Here is a 15,877-nt window from a genome sequence, read left to right as displayed (position 1 = left end):
AATTGTCGGGTTTGGGCATACTTGGCAAGACACGATTTTCCACGCCATTGGGCAAGGAATCGGTCTTGCATTCGTGTTTTATGTTGTGTTCCCGCTGACTGTACCAAATGATTGATGGGGCGGCAGATGACGATACGTCGCCCATTCGAGGACGTCTAAACAAGGTCCATCCTCTATATTTAGAACAGGACTTTTGACAGAATCTGGATAAGATGTTCAGTTACTGCTGAATAGATAGCGCGAATGCCGCACGAGATTCGGCTTGATTTGCGAAAATAGGGATCGTTTAGTGTAGGTGAAGGGTACAGCACTGGGGCGAAAAATCTATCAATATATATACTCCTACGAAATGTGGATTGAATATGCGCCGTCGTGCCCTCCTCACCAGTCTTCCAGTCGGTGTACCCATTATCGCTGGATGCCTGAATGGTTCCAGCACTGATAATACCGATGATGAGGCTACTACCGAAACGGATACCGCTGCTGATGCACCCGGGTTTGAGATTGATGAAGACGCGCCCGGTGAGTTCATTCTCCTTCGGAATCAGCCACAGGAACCGAGCGGCATCACCGTTGGCGACGAATTTGAAATCGCAGTTGTTCTCGGAAACGCTGGTGGCGAATCCATTACCGGTGAAGTCAGCGTTGAACTCGTCCCACCGAACGAAGATGAGGACATTCAAACGGCTACCATCGTTGTTGAAGGTGGTGACGAAATCCCTTCCGGGGCAGCGAGGTTTTTCACCACTGGGTTGTTTGAAGCGACGGTCGCTGGCAACTGGGAACTCATCGCAGGCACCGAAATCGGACAAGTTCACCAAGCCTACGACCCGATAGTCACCGTCGAAAAGCGACCTGACGACTGATAGACACCCCTATACTTCTAATTTCAATCAGTGGGCAGGTTCATTACTGCAAACGGGTACAAAGAGGTTCAGTTCGCCTGTTCAACTGAACGGCTGGTTCATCGCCTTCGAGATGAAACAAACGAACCCGTCGTGCTGAACTCACTCTCTGTATTCGCTGTTCCTGACAGCTATCAGTGAGATCGATTGCTGCTCCGTTACCTACTTGCCCTACACGGAGCGCACTCACACTGGCGACACGGACCGTCCACGTCCTCCACAGACGATTCGCTCGTTCCGCCGTCACTCGCTCGTTCCTCGCACGCTTTCGAGCCGAGGCTCACTGTCTGTTCGCCGCGGCTCAGCGCGCGCCGCCGGAGGACGGGTTCGTCGAGCTACCGGCTCGAGTGGTGTGTGGTGATCTGAAACAACTCGAGGATCGTCGGCGAATCACTCGATGACAGTTATCGGATCGCGGAACGCGGCCCTGCTACTCCTCGGCGATCCGGCTGCCGCCCGGCGGCATGAAGTGCTGGATGCGGTCCGGGCTGGCGATCTTCCGGACGAACGACTCGTCCGTGAACTCCTCGCGGAACCGCCGGTAGAGTCGCTTTGCCGTGTCGGCCTGGGCGTACCGGCCGGGCTCGAGTTCGATCATCGTTTCGGCCTGGCCCTCGATCGCAGACGGCGGGCCGCCGATCACGCGCGTGTACGGCTCACACTGGATGCCGACCGCTGCGCCGACGGGCGTATCCCGGTAGTAGGTCCGGTCGCCCCGAATTGCGAACCCGCCCTTCTCGAGATACTCGCCGCTCTCGGGCGTCTTCGTCACCTGATCGGAGTCGACGGCGTAGACGTCGCCCGCGTAGCGGCCGTCCTTCCAGACCGACGAGTAGGTGACGGCGAACTGGGCGGCCTCCTCGATGCTCGAGTCGGGGAGTTCGATGTCCGAGGAGGAGGCCTCGCTCGGGTCGGTCGCCTTCAGGACCGTGACGGGGCCGCCGTGGGCCTGGGTGTGGAGCACCGTGTCGCCGGGCTCCAGGTACTTCTTGACGAGTTCCTCGTTCTGGTCGGCGTTTCGGCCGCCGATCACGAGGTAGCCGTCGCTGGTGTGGAACCAGCGGAACCGATCGAACCAGGGCTCGTTCTCCCGGATCGGGATCGAGGGCATCTCGAGCCAGTTTCGGTCTTCGGTCTCTTCGTCCTCGTCCTCGTCGGGTTCGTCGTCCGAGGCCTCCCACTCGTCGCGGCGGCGTTTGGCCTCCTCGAGGTCGTTTCGGGTGTTCTCGATGGCGGCCAGCGCGCCCTCCTTTTTTTCCTCGATGCGCTTCGCCTCGGTGTAGAGGCGGTCGGCGTTCTGTTCGACGCCGTCGTGGGCGACGAGGTCGATCCGCTCGCCGTCGATATCGACGGTGACGATCCCCTCGCTGCCGTCGACGTCGACGACCGCCTCGGCGGCCTCGATGTCGCGTTCTTTCCCCTCCTCGAACCGCTCTTCGATCTCGTCCCAGGGGCGATCCTGTGCACGGGCGTTCTGGATCGTCGAGAGGATGTCGTCGACCAGTCCGTAGCGGGCGTAGAGCAACTCGGCGTTCTCCCGCTGGGCCTCGGCCTGCTGCTCGAACCCCTCGATCGCACCCTGCTGTTGCTCGATGATTCGCTCCTGTTTGGCGATCTCCTCCTCGAAATCGGGCCGTTGCTCGGTCGGATCCGGCTCCTCGTCCTCGAGTTCGAGCCGGAAGAAGTAGTCGTCGAGCGCGGCCAGGAAGCTGTCGGCGCCCTCGGCGGTCAGGCCGGCCTCCTCGTGCTCCTCGAGCGGGAACGGCGTCGCGTCGACGACGCGGCCCGCGTTCGAGTCCGCGTCGTCGGCGTCCTCGCCGTCGTCCTCGGGCTCGAGGTAGAGCCGAGGGTCGAAGTTTCCGTTCCGGACGTCGATCGCGAGACGTTCGATCGCCTCGTAGAGCCGCTGGTAGTCGTCCTCGGTGGCGTCGTCGATATCGAGGGCCTTCTCGACGCCCGCGCGGGTACAGATCTCCTCGGCGTAGAGTCCGCCGAGGTTGAGCTGGGTCGCCAGCGTCCGGACGACGTCGGTGTCGGACTCCTCCATCTCGTGGTCGAACGCCTCGCGCGAGACCGACAGCGGGTTCGTCCGCGTGTCGGGGAACTCGTATCGCGAGCCGGGAACGACGGTCCGCGATTTGAGGCGGACGGTCTCGAGACAGTCGATCACCTCGTACTCGCCGTCGGTGACGGCGACGTTGCCCTGGCCGAACAGTTCGACGATGATGCGGGTCGTGCCGTCCTCGCGATCGAAGACGAACTCGAGGATGCGGTCGAACTCGAACTGTTCGACCCCGACGAAGTCCGCACCGGAGAGTCGGTTCCGGAGCATCATCGCGAACTGCGGCGGTCGGCCGGGGGCGTCCGGGACGCGCTCCGGCGCGACCGTGTGGGCGCGCTTGACCTCGCCGACTTCGATCATTAGTTCGACGCGACCCCGGTCGAAGTCCCGCATCTTGAGCCGGAGGAGATCGTCGCCGTAGAGGTAGGCCTTGTCGACCTTCGCTCCCTCGTAGGCACCGAACTCCCCGACGAGGGCCGCGAGGTCGACACTTGTAAGCTCCCGCTTCGGATCCATGTCCTACACTGCCCGTCCCGGTCAAAAAGACGTGTCGCTCCGACTCGAGCGAAGCCGGAGCGCTACCCGTGCCGCCGCAAGCCAGAACGCTAATCCGTGCCACCGCCCTCGAAAACGGTATGAGACGCGTCTCCGAACCGCCGTGCGATCGTCCGCGTTCCCGCCACGGAGGTCGCCGTCACCGATGAGTGCGCCCGCCAACACTCCCTGGTCCAACGTCTACCAGCTCTCGTCGTTTCTCGGCCAGCTCGAGGCCGAAGGCGGGATCTCCGTTCGCGCGCTAGTCGACGAACTCGACGTCGACCTTCCCGTCGATGGGATCGCCTACCACGACCGCGGGATCCGCGTTCCGGGCTACGACGCGACCTTCGTTCACGAACCGACCGGCTCGCGGGGTCGGCCAGCGTTCAGCGTCCAGATCGACGCCGTCGGCCCGCGAAACACGTGGGCCATCTTCGACAACACGCTGTCCTGGGACGTCTACCTCCTCCGCGCGGAGGGCGTCGCGGCCCTCGCCTGGGTGAGCGACGAGGAGTACCGGATCGAAGAGGCAGACCAGTTCTCGTCGAAGCGCGAGGCGCTCGCCGCGGGACGATTCTCTTTCGGCGTCTTCCTCTACGCGGGCGACGCGTGGCGCGAGCAGGTCCAGCAGATCCAGCGGACGAACGCGCCCGCCTACCTCCTGCGCGAGGACGGCCAGCCCATCGTCCCGGGTTCGCAGTCGGAGTTCTACGAACTCGTCGACTCGACGGTGACGGAGTTCCGGACGAGCGGCGCGGCCCCGGACTACCTCGGACTGCTTGAACTCGAGGTAACCATCGACGGCTGACGGCCGTCGCTTCTCCGCTCGAGTCACAGCACGGACAGTCCGTCGCGTTTCTCGAGAGCGTTCGATCGTATCGGCGGCACTCGACGGAGATCTCGGTGCGGTCGAGGCCGTGACTGACTCGATTCAGGAGTTCGACGAGCGGCGTCAGACGAGAGACACGAGCCGACTTTTTGCCTCTCGAGGGTGACGGGACGGTCGTGACGACGGTCGCTACGGTCGTACTCGTCGCGCTACTCGCCGGCTGTGCGACGGGGATCGGCGCACTCCCGACGCTAGCGAGCACGCAGGTGAGCCACCGCGTCTACGATGGCGCGATCGGTCTCGCCGCCGGAATCATGGTCGGCGCGGCCGTCTTCGCGCTGATCGTCCCGGGTCTCGAGTTCGGGACGCCCTGGGAGGTCGTCGCCGGACTGCTCGGCGGCGGCGCGTTCATGCTCGTCGCGAACGCGCTGCTTCCGCACCTCCACCTGCGGTTTCGCGGCGAGCGCCTCGAGGGGACCGCCGTGGTCGACGAGGCGTCGTTACCCGATCGACTCGAACCGACCCGCGAGGAGGACGGTGCGATTCGACGGGCCCTCCTCGTCGGCAGCGCCGTCACGATCCACAACGTTCCCGAGGGGTTAGCGGTCGGTATCGCGTTCGCCAGCGGCGAGACCGCACTCGGCTTCGCCATCGCGACCGCAATCGCCGTCCAGAACGTCCCCGACGGGTTCGCAATGGCTGTGCCGGCCGTCCGCGCCGGCGTCTCGAAGCCGAAGACGATCCTCTACACGACGCTCTCGGGCGGTGTTCCCGAACCGATCGCTGCCGCAGTCGGCTTCACCCTGGTCGCCTTCGTCACGGGGCTCTTCCCCGTCGCCGCCGGGTTCGCCGCGGGCGCGATGATTGCGGTCGTCTTCCGCGAACTCGTCCCCTCGAGTCACGGCCACGGCTACGCCGACACGGCGACGGCGACGTTCGTCTGCGGGTTCGCGATCATGCTCGTCGTAGATACGGTGCTCGCCGTTTAAGATGAGTCGCGTCGAAACCGAGAAAGATCACAGAGCGCGCCGCGGTGAACCGCTCGAGGGGGGAATCGAGCAGTGGGGGGAACGGCGGCGCGCTCGAATGAGGTACAGCGGGTGTGGCGCTGGTTGTCTGGGGGAGTGTGATCAATGCCGACGTTCGTCGGCAGCTAATGCTTTAGCCCCATTACGTATAAAAATTTCGGAGTGATTGCCGTGTTTTTATAGACAGTTCTTGCAGATTGATCGGCCAGTTTCGCGGCGTCGAGCGGCCAGCACTGGTCGTGGCCGAGCGTTCGCGTCGCTCGAGACCAGACAGGATGGAGAACCGAGCGTCGAGAACGGCGTGGCCACGGCCGCTACAGTCGTTTGCTCACGTACGGCCCGTCCTGGTGATAGCCGAGTTTGTTCCGGTAGTACTCCCGGGCGCCGATGCCCGAGATGACGCTTACCTTGTCGTAGCCGGCGTCGGCGGCAAGTGTTTCGGCCTGTGCCATCAGCCGACGACCGTAGCCCTGGTGTTGGTGCTGGTCTCCCTCACTCTCCGTGCCGACGGTGACCTCCGAGCCGTAGACGTGGAGTTCGCGAACGAGCGCGGCGTTCTCGAGTTCCGGCCGAACCGGATCGTTCGGGAACCGCAGCCGACAGAAGCCGATCAGGAGGTCCTGCTCGAAGTCCTCGACCGAGATGAAGTGCTCGGTCCCCCCACAGGCCTCGTAGGTCATCACGTCGAGTTCGACGTTCTCGGGCTCCTCGTCGTTCATTCCGACCTCACGACAGCGGATACACTCGCAGTTCCAGTCGTGTTCGGCCATCCGTTTTCGGGCGAGCTGTCGGAGGTTCGATTTCCAGACGCCGGCGTCGATGTAGTCCGCGGGGATGTCCCGCTGGACGCGCTGGAGGCGCGTGTACCGGGGAATCATGTCCTTGATCTCGGCGACGAGGTCGGCGGCCTCGTCGTTGTCGAGCGGTTCGTACTCCCCCTTGTGCCACCAGTCGTAGGTCGCGGTGCCGCGGACGATCAGCGTCGGATAGATCTTCAGGTAGTCGGGCTTCCACTGCTCCTGTTCGAACAGTCGCCGGAAGTCCTCGAGACACATCTCCTTGCTCATCCCCGGCTGGCCCGGCATCATGTGGAAGCCGACCTTGAACGCCGAATCGCGCAGTCGTCGGTTGGCGTCGATCGACGCCTGGGCGCCGTGACCGCGGTGCATCTCCCGGTTGATCCGCTCGTAGGTCGTCTGGACGCCGACCTCGACCTTCGTGCCGCCGAGGTCGAGCATCCGGTCGATCTGCTCGGGGTCGCACCAGTCGGGTTTGGTCTCGAACGTCGTTCCGATGTTGCGGATATCGCCCGTTTCGTTCTCGGCGATGACGTCCTCGAGGTACTTCCACTCGTACTCATCGGGGTCCTGTGCGAAGCTGACGCCCTCCGCGGGTTCGGGCTCCTTGTCGACGTCGAAGTCGTTCATCGCCTCGAGAGCGCGCTTGACGAACCACTCCTGGTAGTCGTGGCTCCGAGCGGTCATCGTCCCGCCCATCAGGATCAGTTCGACTTTGTCGACGGGGTGGCCGATCTCGCGCAGTTGCTCCAGGCGGAGCGTCACCTGGCCGTACGGATCGTAGTCGTTCTGCACTCCGCGAGCCGCGGCGGGCTCGTCGCCCGTGTAGCTCTGCGAACTCGAGAACTCGGAGTCGGGGCCGCCGGGGCAGTAGAGACACTTCCCGTGGGGGCACCGCTCCGGTGACGTCATGATCGCGACCGGCGAGACGCCCGAGGCCGTCCGAACGGGTTTGCGCTGGAGCACCGTCTCGAGATCCTCGCGGTGCTCCTGGGGCGCGTAGTCCAGCAGCTCGGAGTTCTTCGGCACCTTCGGCGCCGAGTGCTCCGAACACGCCTCGAGTTTGGCCTTCTCGACCTCGTCCTGGTCGATCTCGCCTGCGAGAATCCGCTCGACGAGCGTCTTGCAGACCTTCTCGAACGCGTCGGTTTCGGTTGGTTCGGGCGTCTCGGTACTCACTACACGGGTTTCGTCGCGCGTCGCGAATAAGCGTGTCGGACTCGCTACTGCTCGTCGTCACGAGGGGCATCGGTACGCGGTCCGAAGCGGATCCAACGGCTGAACTGTCGGACAGAACTACTCGAAGATCGTCGATCGCCGACGGACTGTTCGACGAGGCAATGCGTACGGTTTTTGGCGGCCAGCCCGCAGCTACGCGTGATGCACGAGGTCGAAGTCTCGTACGTGGTGGAGCCGTCGTACGAGGACGTCGTCGAACGCCTGACTCCCCGTTCTATTCTCGAGTACGCCGACGTCTACGAGATCCGGGAGTACGAACCGACGGCCGACGGAGCGGACGTAACCGTCTCGCTCAAGGACGCCGAGATGGTGGTGTCGTTTTCCGAACTCGAGAACGGGTACGAGTATCGCTTCGTCGACGGCGGAGAGATGTTCGAAGAGCGGTACTCGAGGATACTCGTCGAAAACGAGGACGAGACGCGCATCTCGGCGATCACTCGGTACACGTTCGATTCGATCTGGTCGTTCGTTCTGGACCGAGTCGGCGCCGGAACGGTACGCCAGGAACTGGAGCTGATACTCACGAACCTCCTCGAGGATATCAAAGGGTCCGCGGCGGACGACGCGTCCCGGTGACCCTGACCGACGCGACTGCCGACCGGCCGGGCGTCGTCGAACCACCCCTCATACGGACTGCTGTAAGTCCTTTCCGGAGCAACCGCGAGGCGTCCTGCGGTTGCTCCGGTAAACAGTTACAGCAGACCGTATCAGACGTCGACGTACGCCGCGGTCTCGCCCGACTCCTCGAAGCTGTAGATCGTCAGCGGCTCGTCACCGGGCGGTCCCATCCCGGGGGAGTGTTGGGGCATTCCCGGCGCCGTGATGCCGAGGACCGCGGGTTCGTCCTCGAAGAGCGTCTCGATCGCCTCGAGTGGAACGTGGCCCTCCACGAGGTAGTCGCCGAACTCGATCGTGTGACAGCTCCAGGCGTCTTCCGGAACCGACAGGTCGCGTTTGATGCCCTCGAGATCCCTCGTCTCTTCGACCTGGACGTCGATCCCGTGGTCGTCCAGATACTCGACGTACGCCGAACAACAGCCACAGTCCGGATCGTGGTGCTGGACGACGGATTCGACTGGGAGGGAGCCGGACCACGTCCAGTCGTCCCCGCTGCCCTCGGCGGATTCGTCGCCACCGCTGAGACAGCCGGCGAGACCGACGACCGCGAACGCCGCTCCAGTCGAACACAGCTGTCGACGTGAAATCGTCATGCGGGTCGATAGGGAGTGCGTCCTCATATCGTGCCCGATCGTCTCACGTCTCCGACTCGAGGCCCCGGCCTCGATCCCACGACGACACCGGCGACGACGAGCGCGGCGATCGCACCGCCGAGCAGCAGCGGCGCGTAGCCGGTCGTCGCGGCGATCCCGGCGAACGCGACCGGACCCAGCGTGCGACCGAGGAACGTCGTACTGTTACGGAGGCTCAACGCACCGGCCAGATACTGGCTGGCGACCCGATCGCTCACCTCGGCGTCGACCGACGGCAACACGAGTCCGATGCCCGCGCCGATGATCGCGGTGGCGAGGGCGATCACCACCACCGAGCTGGCGAGCCACGCGACGGCGAAGCCGGCCGCCAGACAGACGAATCCTGCCCCGACGAGCGTCGAGTTCGTCGCCCGCCTCGCGAACCGGCCGTTCGCAGCCGAGACGACGACCGACACACCTTCCGAGAGCATCAGGACGCCGCCGACGACGACGGGTGCGAGGCCGTACGAACCGGTCAGCAGGAACGGCACCGCCGTCAGGACGGAACCGAACAGCAGCAGTTCGGCCGCGAAGGTGGCGAGGAACATCGCCAGCACGCTCGCCGTGCCGACGGCGGCGAACACGCCGCGAACGTAGGCCGCATCGAGGGACACGGTCCCGTCGCCGGACATCGATTCGTCGCCTGCCGGTTTCGTACCGTCACGGTCGGGTTCCTCGAGCACGCGCCAGGCGAGCAGACCGAGCGGGACCGCGAGCAGGTACAACAGGTACGGGGCGTCCCACGAGACGGCGACGAGCACGCCGCCGACGACGGGGAAGATCGCCGCGCCGACCGAGAGAACGGCCGTGTTGATCCCGAGGACCGCGTTTCGCTGGGCGTCCTCGAACGTGTCGCCGATGATGGTGACCGTCGCGACGAAGACGCCCGCGGAGGCCGTCCCCTGGACGATACGCACCAGCAGGACCGTCGTGAACGACGGCGCGAGGACGATCACGCCGCCCGCGAGGCCGAAGACGATCAGACTCACGACGAGGACGAGCCGTCGGCCGAGTCGGTCGGCCAGCGCCCCGATGAACGGCGAGAGGACGATGCCGGCGACAAAATACGCGCTAATCAGCAGGCTGGCCGTCGCCTCGGTGACGCCGAACGTATCGCGAATCACGGGAAGCGTCGGACTCACGAGCGGCACCCCGAGCGGCGCCAGCAGCGTGCTCAGGAGGACGATCCGGACCGTCGGCGAGTCCCACGGGATGCGCGTGTCGGCGGATTCGGACGTCGGGGGAGGAGTGGTCATCGGTGGAGCCGGTAGAACCGGAAGAAGAGGTTCTCGATCGGCAACACCTCGACGCTCGAGAACCCCGCCTCGCTGGCGTACGCCTCGAGCGTCCCCGGACGCATCACGGTCCCCGTGCCCACCGCCGGCTCGTCGACCGTGCCGACGGGCAGGCAGTGCAGGACGCTGAAGCCGTACAGCAGCGGCTCGATCTCGTTGCCGTCCGGCGTGAACGCCTCGCCCGCGCGCTCGTCCACGACCAGGACGGCGCCGTCCTCGCCCGCGAGCCGGCGCATCGTCTCGAGAACGCCGACCGGATCCGCGAGGTCGTGGACGCACTCGAGTGCCATCACGAGGTCGTAGTCGCCCTCGATAGCGGGATCGCCGGCGTCGCGGTGGTGGACGCTGACCTGATCGTCGACGCCGCGCTCGGCGACGTTCTCGGTCGCCCGCTCGACCGACGCCGCGTCCAGTTCGTAGCCGTCGACCGTCGTCTCGGGGTAGTGCTCTGCAACGCCGATGCTGGACCAGCCGTGACCGCAGCCGACGTCGGCGACGCGGCCGCCCTCGCGGAGCGTCCCGTCCACGTCGGGCATGCTCGCCAGCCACTCGGGACCGAGCTGGGAAACGTACGCGGGTCGGTTCATCGCCGCGATGCCCTCGTGACAGGCCTCGCCGTAGGCCGAGAACGGGACCCCGCCGCCGGTTCGAAACGCCTCGATCACGTCCTCGAGCGGCGTGCCGACGCTGGCGACGAGCCCCGCGAGCGGAACGAGGTAGTTCAGGCTCTCCGGCTCGCAGAAGACCTCGACGTAGCTCGCCGGCAGGACGTACCGGCGGTCGGTCGCCTCGGCGTCGGGGTTCTCGACGGACAGCACGCCGGTGACGGTCTGGTGTTCGAGCCACTCGCGCGCGTAGCGTTCGTCCGTCGCGGTCGTCTCGGCCAGTTCCGTCGCGGTGAGGGGGCCCGCAGCCAGCGCGTCGTAGTAGCCCAGCTGGTCGCCGATGTAAATTCCGAACAGCGACATGGTGCCCGCGGCTCGCTCGAGAAGGTCCTCGAGGAAGGCGTCGGTCTCGTTTGGGTCGGGTTGTACGGGACTAGTTCCCATATCAGAGCGGACGCCTCCGGGGGCGCTATACTTATTTTCCGAGAGAAAGCTCGGCCGAGAAGAGCCGTTTCACGCCGTGAGACAGGGTTAAGCGAGCGAGTGTCGTACCATTTGGTAACGATTGACATGACCGAGCAACCCACCGGAACGCGGCACATTCTCGACGAACTGCTCCGGTACGAACTCGAACTCGGCGGGGTTCGCGATCAGCCCGAGCGGCGCGACTCGTACCCGGACACGGACGAGATGATCGACGTGATCCGACACGGGCCGCTGCTCCGAGCGCTACTCGCGGAGCCGCTGGACCGACGCGATATCGAGTCGACGCTCGAGGTGTCGAAAGCGACGAGCCACCGGTTCGTTCGCTGGCTCGAGGCCCAGGGATACGGCGAACGTGTCGACAGTCGGTACCGACTGACCGGGCTCGGCGAGACGGTCGCCCACGGCGTTTCCAAGTTCGAGACGTACCTCCAGACGGTCCACCGACTCGATCCGCTGTTCGACTACATCTGCGAGGACCACGACGAGTTCGTCGTCGAACCGTTCGCCGACGCGACGGTCACCGTCGCCATGCCCGAAGAGCCGTACGCACCCGTCACGCGGTTCCTGGAACTCCTGCGCGAGAGCGAGCGCTTCCGCGGATTCAACACCACGCACATGATTCCGCCCGGACTCGACGCGACCGCCGACGGCTTGCTCGAGAGCCGGTCGGCCGAACTCATCTACCGACCCGACGCCGTCGAGACGCTTCGCGAGGATCGGGAGACGACCCTCGACGACGCGATCGACGAAGGGAACGTCGCTATCCGAACGCGGGACGCGCTTCCGTACGGGCTGGCGCTGTTCGACGAGCGAATCGGCGTCGGCGGCTACGACGAGGAGACGGGAACGATGCGCGTGTTCGTCGACACCGAGACGGCGATCGCACGCGAGTGGGCGACCCGTGTTTTCGAAGAGATTCGGGCCGACTCCGAGTCGCTGGCGCCGTAGCTGGGCGGTAACTGGGGTTCCCGAGATGACAGCAACGCGAGCGCTGCCGCTGGCGGGTCAGTGGACAGCGGAGAAGGGCGCGTCTTACTCGAGCGTCTCGCCGAGTGCTTCGATCGCAGCCTCCTGGACGGCGTCGCGTTCGCCGGGCAGGAACTCGATGTGACCGTCCTGACCGCCGAGAACGTGGACGCCAGCGTTCGGCGCGCGTTCCGCGATCGCGTCGCCGAGATCGCGAACGTTCACTGGCTCGGTTGCGCGGACGTGAAGTTCGTCCTCGCCGATGCCGAGCGTGACGACCGGCGGCTCGCTGCGCTCGCGTTCACGCCGGTGGAGTTCGTCGAGCAGCAGGATCGTCGTCGGGAAGTTGTAGCGGTGAGTGAACGCGTCTGTGTCCAGCAGCGCCATCGTGACGTCGTCGACGTCGCGAACCTCGAGGTTCGCCCGCGCGGTCTCGAGTTCGGTCTCGAGTTTGTCACGGAACTGCTCGGAGACGTGAGCCGCGAGGTCGCCCTCTCGAGCCGTCCCCGTTCCCTCGCCGTCCTTGAACAGGAGGTCGGCGACGAGTTCGCGCTTGTCCTTGTAGCTCTGGTAGTAGGCCTCGAGCGCGACGGCTTCGCGGCGTTCGGAGATCCCGGTCTCGTCGTAGCCGGCCTCGCTCGCGAGGTCGGTGTAGGCCTCGGGCGTGTCCTCCCAGTAGCTGACGGCGGGGAGGTGCTCGAGGTCGTCGCGAACGTCGTCGTTGACGTGTGCGGCGACGTTGGCTGCGAGCGCCGTCGAGGTCAGGTCGGCGACGTCGACGCCGGCGAGCGACGGGGCGACGGCGGCCGCCACTGCGTCGGTAACTGCCTCGTCGGCGCGACTGTCGTCGATGACGAGCGCTTCTGCGTCGTACAGCGAGAGCAGGTCGTAGCCGTCGACGGACTCGACGGTCGAGCCGGCACCGACGAGCACGACGAGCGGGAACTGCTCGTCGTGGCGGTCGCGGGCTTCGAGCATCGAGGTGACGTCGTTCGTTGCGGCGTCCATATCGTAGACGCGACCCTCGAGCGGTCGGCGCTCGAAGTAGTGGTACTCCGCGTCCTCGCGGGTGTGCTTCTCGCGGATCAGCGGGAGTACGGCGCGTTCGATGGCGGCGCCGCCGACGTAACCGTCGGCGGTCGCGGCGTGACGAACGACGACCGGGCGGTCTTCCATGACGGCGCGTCGGATCGACGTCGCGGCGTCGACGAGTTCGTCCTCGACGGCGGCGACCGCATCGTGGTCGGCCAGCAGCGAGACGTCGGCCGGCCGGGCCTCGCTCTCGATCGCGCTCTCGAGCCGTTCAGTGACGGTGTCACGCGCGTCGTCCTGGAGGATGTCGAGAGTCTCGGTCTCGACCTGCAGGTCGCCGTGGTGGCGCTCGATCTCGCCCTCGAGCGCGACGACATCGTCGACGTCGACGTCGGGGTAGGCCCGGACGCCGGCTTCCTCGAACGCCGCGCACTCGACGGTTCCCGTCTCGTCGCGCAGTTCGAACACCGTCGGGCCGGAGGTCTGGCGGACGCCCGTGATCTCGCCCTCGAGGCGGACGACACTGCCGACCTGGTTCTCGATTGCGGCGACTGTCGTCCGCTTGAGCGCCGGTTCCGATTCGGGTTCGGCGTCGGCGGCGTCGTCGGTCGTCGGCGTCGTCGTCGCGGCCGTCTCCGCTGCGACGGAACCGCTCTCGGCAGCGACGGAGTCCGCACCACTCGTCGTGGGCGATCCTTCGTCGCTCGGACCGGCGTCGTCGGCGCTCGCGCGCGGGCCGGAATCGTCGGCGGCCTCGTCGGCGTCGTCGTTCTCGAACTCCTCGGGGAGGAACTCGTCGTCGGCCGTCTCGATCAGCTTCCCGCGGAACTCGCGTTCGCGCTGGCGGATCGACCAGCCGAGGTCGACGTTGCCGTTGTCTCGGACGTCGAGCACCTGGACGTAGACGTCGTCGCCAGGCTCCCAGTCGAGACTCTCGAGTCGTTGTTCGAGTTCGCTTCTGTGCAACAGACCGGTGACGTGATCGCCGATATCGACGAACACTCCGAAGTCGGCGTAGCCGTCGACGGTCCCCCGGTAGTACCGACCGGGAGTGAGCTGTGAGGCGGACGTGCCGTGGAATTCGAAAACGGCATCCTCCTCGTGACTCTTGCAGATCTCGCCGTCAACAGGCGTACCGCAGATGATACAGTTACCCATCTACTCGAACCAAGCAGGTTCGTCCTAAAACGGTTGTCGAAATGCACTCACAGCAGTATCAGTTACTGCGTGTGCGAAACGAACGGGCGGAATCGCCAGACGCTCACTCGAAAACCGGCGAATCGTCCTCGAGCGCCTCGATATCGTCGACGATCTTGCGGACGTCCTCGGGGAACAGCGAGACCTGGACCTCGTTGTCGTCCTCGTCCTCGAAGACGAGTTTGACGCGTTTGTCGCCGAACTCGCGCGCCTCCGCGGCGTCGACGTCGAACAGCTTGACCGTCGCCGACTTGTTCTTCGGTCCGACGTTCTTGATCGATCCGTCGTTCAGCTCTACCATGAAGTCCTCGAGCGTCAGTGCGAGCATAGTCGCCGTACGGCCCCCGTACAAAAAACGTCACGGCATCGGGTCGGCTCGCTCGTCGAGGATCCGTCCGTCGAAAAAGCGCATCGGGATGCGATCGTCCCGATCGCGCCGCATGCGTGGTGTGTCAATCGCGTGCGGCGTTCGGTTCTTTCGAAACGATCCTCATAAGTATGGGGAAGTTGAGCCGTCCCTTAGCAGTCGGGTAAACCGGTACAGATGGGGAACTCGGTACCGAACGCGGCGGCCAGCGACTCGTCCACGCAGCGCTCTACACGGAGGCGTGGGGCGTCCCCTCGGCCAGTTTTAAGGCGCCCTCGGACTAACGGTTCACCCGCTATGCAAGTCACCTGGCACGGCCACTCGACGTGGCACGTCACCGTCGGCGACACCGATCTGCTGATCGACCCGTTCTTCGACAATCCGAAGACGGATCTGGATCCGTCGGACATCGACACGCCCGACTACGTGCTGTTGACACACGGCCACGCCGACCACATCTCCCACGCGGGCGAGTTCTCGGACGCGACGCTGGTCGCGACGCCGGAACTCGTCTCCTACTGCGAGGAGGAGTTCGGTTTCGAGGACGCCGTCGGCGGGATGGGGATGAACCTCGGCGGCACCGTCGACTGTGGCGACGCCTTCGTGACGATGCACCGCGCCGATCACACGAACGGCATCATGACCGAGTACGACGTCGACGCGGGAATGCCGGCCGGCTTCGTCATCTCCGACACGAAGCCCACCCAGGCCGCCGACGAAGAGTCGACCACCTTCTACCATGCCGGTGATACGGGACTGATGACCGAGATGCGCGAGGTCATCGGCCCGTACCTCGAGCCCGACGCCGCTGCCGTCCCGATCGGCGACCACTTCACGATGGGGCCGTGGCAGGCGGCCATCGCCGTCGACTGGCTCGACGTCGACCACGCGTTCCCGATGCACTACGACACCTTCCCGCCGATCGAGCAGGATCCCGAGGACTTCGCGAGCGAGGTCGCGGGAACCGGCAGCGACGCCGAGGTTCACGCCCTCGAGGCCGACGAGCCGTTCGAGATCGAGAGCTAGGGGTCGAGACGACCGCACTTTCTTCGCTGACAGTTTCGGAAGCGCGCGTGAAACTCGTGTTCAATATAGGTGGACGGCGTATCACTTCGGGCCATCCACTCGATCTGCGGTGGCGCGCGCTGTCGACCGGCCGAACGTAGCGAGGTGCGAGCCTGCGAGCACCTCGGAAAGCGAACGGTGACCGAAGGGAACCGTGAGCACCAGTGAGGGTGGTCGACGATGCTGCGCGAGGGATGAGCGAGCGGGGCGCGGCGCA

13 protein-coding genes are annotated in these 15,877 nt (G+C 65.2%); 6 read left to right on the top strand and 7 right to left on the bottom strand.

The annotated features are described in order from the left end of the window. Window positions 1-362 precede the first annotated feature (362 nt). Entirely contained in the window at window positions 363-866 is a 504-nt protein-coding gene (locus CV102_RS07345; protein ID WP_233710645.1) for a hypothetical protein, read from the top strand. Between the two features lie 469 nt (window positions 867-1,335). On the opposite strand, the gene rqcH is transcribed toward CV102_RS07345, so the two are convergent. After that, window positions 1,336-3,483, bottom strand: a complete 2,148-nt coding sequence (gene rqcH / locus CV102_RS07340) for a ribosome rescue protein RqcH (protein WP_148857248.1) — start codon at window positions 3,481-3,483, stop codon at window positions 1,336-1,338. Window positions 3,484-3,667: 184 nt separating this feature from the next. Here rqcH and CV102_RS07335 point away from each other — a divergent pair, with 184 nt between their 5' ends. After that, window positions 3,668-4,312 (top strand): hypothetical protein, encoded by a 645-nt coding sequence (locus CV102_RS07335; protein WP_148857247.1) that lies wholly within the window; start codon window positions 3,668-3,670, stop codon window positions 4,310-4,312. A 197-nt stretch (window positions 4,313-4,509) separates the two neighbouring features. Continuing rightward, the gene (locus tag CV102_RS07330) at window positions 4,510-5,322 is read left to right on the top strand and encodes a ZIP family metal transporter (RefSeq protein ID WP_148857246.1); all 813 of its coding nucleotides are present in this window, start codon (window positions 4,510-4,512) and stop codon (window positions 5,320-5,322) included. Window positions 5,323-5,675: 353 nt separating this feature from the next. Here the strand turns inward: CV102_RS07330 and CV102_RS07325 are convergent, their stop codons facing one another. Next, window positions 5,676-7,337 (bottom strand): tRNA uridine(34) 5-carboxymethylaminomethyl modification radical SAM/GNAT enzyme Elp3, encoded by a 1,662-nt coding sequence (locus CV102_RS07325; RefSeq protein ID WP_148857245.1) that lies wholly within the window; start codon window positions 7,335-7,337, stop codon window positions 5,676-5,678. 201 nt (window positions 7,338-7,538) lie between these two features. On the opposite strand from CV102_RS07325, the gene CV102_RS07320 reads away from it, so the two are divergent. After that, window positions 7,539-7,973: a hypothetical protein gene (locus CV102_RS07320; RefSeq protein ID WP_148857244.1), complete on the top strand. Its 435-nt coding sequence runs from the start codon at window positions 7,539-7,541 to the stop codon at window positions 7,971-7,973. A gap of 131 nt (window positions 7,974-8,104) precedes the next feature. Here CV102_RS07320 and CV102_RS07315 read toward each other — a convergent pair whose 3' ends face one another. The 3 genes from CV102_RS07315 to CV102_RS07305 are packed head-to-tail and all read right to left on the bottom strand — an operon-like array spanning window position 8,105 to window position 10,991. After that, window positions 8,105-8,608, bottom strand: coding sequence for a DUF411 domain-containing protein (locus tag CV102_RS07315; protein ID WP_148857243.1), 504 nt, complete (start codon window positions 8,606-8,608; stop codon window positions 8,105-8,107). A gap of 23 nt (window positions 8,609-8,631) precedes the next feature. Next, the gene (locus CV102_RS07310; RefSeq protein ID WP_148857242.1) at window positions 8,632-9,903 is read right to left on the bottom strand and encodes an MFS transporter; all 1,272 of its coding nucleotides are present in this window, start codon (window positions 9,901-9,903) and stop codon (window positions 8,632-8,634) included. Beyond that, window positions 9,900-10,991: an SAM-dependent methyltransferase gene (locus CV102_RS07305; protein ID WP_148857241.1), complete on the bottom strand. Its 1,092-nt coding sequence runs from the start codon at window positions 10,989-10,991 to the stop codon at window positions 9,900-9,902. Before CV102_RS07305 ends, CV102_RS07310 begins: the two co-directional genes overlap by 4 nt. 126 nt (window positions 10,992-11,117) lie before the next feature. On the opposite strand from CV102_RS07305, the gene CV102_RS07300 reads away from it, so the two are divergent. Beyond that, complete coding sequence (locus CV102_RS07300; RefSeq protein WP_148857240.1) at window positions 11,118-11,981, top strand: helix-turn-helix transcriptional regulator; 864 nt, start codon at window positions 11,118-11,120, stop codon at window positions 11,979-11,981. 84 nt (window positions 11,982-12,065) lie between these two features. On the opposite strand, the gene CV102_RS07295 is transcribed toward CV102_RS07300, so the two are convergent. Next, entirely contained in the window at window positions 12,066-14,189 is a 2,124-nt protein-coding gene (locus tag CV102_RS07295; RefSeq protein ID WP_148857239.1) for a DHH family phosphoesterase, read from the bottom strand. 103 nt (window positions 14,190-14,292) lie between these two features. After that, window positions 14,293-14,556, bottom strand: coding sequence for a hypothetical protein (locus CV102_RS07290; protein WP_148857238.1), 264 nt, complete (start codon window positions 14,554-14,556; stop codon window positions 14,293-14,295). Window positions 14,557-14,892: 336 nt separating this feature from the next. Here CV102_RS07290 and CV102_RS07285 point away from each other — a divergent pair, with 336 nt between their 5' ends. Further along, window positions 14,893-15,621: a metal-dependent hydrolase gene (locus tag CV102_RS07285; protein ID WP_148857237.1), complete on the top strand. Its 729-nt coding sequence runs from the start codon at window positions 14,893-14,895 to the stop codon at window positions 15,619-15,621. The last annotated feature ends 256 nt before the right edge of the window (window positions 15,622-15,877 follow it).

Origin of the sequence: Natronococcus pandeyae (genome assembly GCF_008122205.1) — an archaeon.
Classification (GTDB): domain Archaea; phylum Halobacteriota; class Halobacteria; order Halobacteriales; family Natrialbaceae; genus Natronococcus; species Natronococcus pandeyae.
Note: the sequence above shows the minus strand (reverse complement) of the source record. Positions and strands in the feature narration are given on the sequence as shown.

Excerpts from the sequence above, each read along its gene's own strand:
- CV102_RS07345 (WP_233710645.1), top strand. The coding sequence starts at position 363 with ATGCGCCGTCGTGCCCTCCTCACCAGTCTTCCAGTCGGTGTACCCATT.
- rqcH (WP_148857248.1), bottom strand. The coding sequence starts at position 3,483 with ATGGATCCGAAGCGGGAGCTTACAAGTGTCGACCTCGCGGCCCTCGTC.
- CV102_RS07335 (WP_148857247.1), top strand. The coding sequence starts at position 3,668 with ATGAGTGCGCCCGCCAACACTCCCTGGTCCAACGTCTACCAGCTCTCG.
- CV102_RS07320 (WP_148857244.1), top strand. The coding sequence starts at position 7,539 with ATGCACGAGGTCGAAGTCTCGTACGTGGTGGAGCCGTCGTACGAGGAC.
- CV102_RS07315 (WP_148857243.1), bottom strand. The coding sequence starts at position 8,608 with ATGACGATTTCACGTCGACAGCTGTGTTCGACTGGAGCGGCGTTCGCG.
- CV102_RS07310 (WP_148857242.1), bottom strand. The coding sequence starts at position 9,903 with ATGACCACTCCTCCCCCGACGTCCGAATCCGCCGACACGCGCATCCCG.
- CV102_RS07305 (WP_148857241.1), bottom strand. The coding sequence starts at position 10,991 with ATGGGAACTAGTCCCGTACAACCCGACCCAAACGAGACCGACGCCTTC.
- CV102_RS07300 (WP_148857240.1), top strand. The coding sequence starts at position 11,118 with ATGACCGAGCAACCCACCGGAACGCGGCACATTCTCGACGAACTGCTC.
- CV102_RS07295 (WP_148857239.1), bottom strand. The coding sequence starts at position 14,189 with ATGGGTAACTGTATCATCTGCGGTACGCCTGTTGACGGCGAGATCTGC.
- CV102_RS07290 (WP_148857238.1), bottom strand. The coding sequence starts at position 14,556 with ATGCTCGCACTGACGCTCGAGGACTTCATGGTAGAGCTGAACGACGGA.
- CV102_RS07285 (WP_148857237.1), top strand. The coding sequence starts at position 14,893 with ATGCAAGTCACCTGGCACGGCCACTCGACGTGGCACGTCACCGTCGGC.